At 67.2% G+C, this 813-nt stretch carries 1 protein-coding gene; it reads right to left on the minus strand.

The annotated features are described in order from the left end of the window. Positions 1–452: 452 nt before the first annotated feature. Positions 453–813: hypothetical protein (locus tag D7V88_RS43510; RefSeq protein ID WP_158625294.1), on the minus strand; the 361-nt coding region annotated here is incomplete at its 5' end.

Here is an 813-nt window from a genome sequence, read left to right on the forward strand (position 1 = left end):
CTGAGCACGGTCTCATCGCCGTCCACTTCACCGAGGAAGGTGTAGAGCGGAGCGTGGGCGGAGGGACCCGCCGCGAGATTCAACAGGACGCCAGGAAGGGTTCGCGAAAAATCAGGCACGGGGAGCCGTCCAAAGTGTCGAAAAAGCGCCGACACTTCTTAACAGCCCTGGTGCTTGTTCCCGTAGGCACCCTCGGTGCCAGTCACACTGCTACGTACCTGTTTCACCAGCCCCGTCCGGCAGAGGGGCTGGTGAGACAAAGAAATCACGCTGCCGAAGACAACTTCAGCCAGCCCATGAAACCCTTCTGCTTCGACACCACTTCGCGTCCGGGATCCCACTGGAGCGGTGAGACAGGCTGAAGTGTGTGACACAGGGCGAGGGTGTTGCTCGACGGCCCCTCCGCCCACGCGATGCCCGCTCCCCAGCCGAGGGAGCGGGCGCATGCTGCATCAGCGCTTGCCTGGTTCGCCGAGGGCCTTCTTCAACAGCTCCGCCACGGTCCGCACCGTGGGCTCGCGCAACAGCGTGTAGTGGTTGCCCGGCAGGCGGTGCGACTCCAACCGCCCGCCCACGAGCGCGGCCCAGCCGCCGTCGCTCGGCCCCGTGTCCGCGAGCTCCTCCGCCTGCACTCGCAGCACCCGCTGCTCCATCGCTGGCGGGTGGTAGCGACGGGCCGCTTCGAAGTTGGCCTCGAAGACGCGGAAGAGGGCGAGCGGGTTCGCGCTGTCCACTCCGGACGGGAGCGCTCCGGCACGCACCGCGGATTCCAGCACCCGGGTGAGCGCCGCTTCGGGCTCCAGCGTCGCCAAC

The organism is Corallococcus terminator (assembly GCF_003611635.1).
GTDB classification, from domain to species: Bacteria; Myxococcota; Myxococcia; order Myxococcales; family Myxococcaceae; genus Corallococcus; species Corallococcus terminator.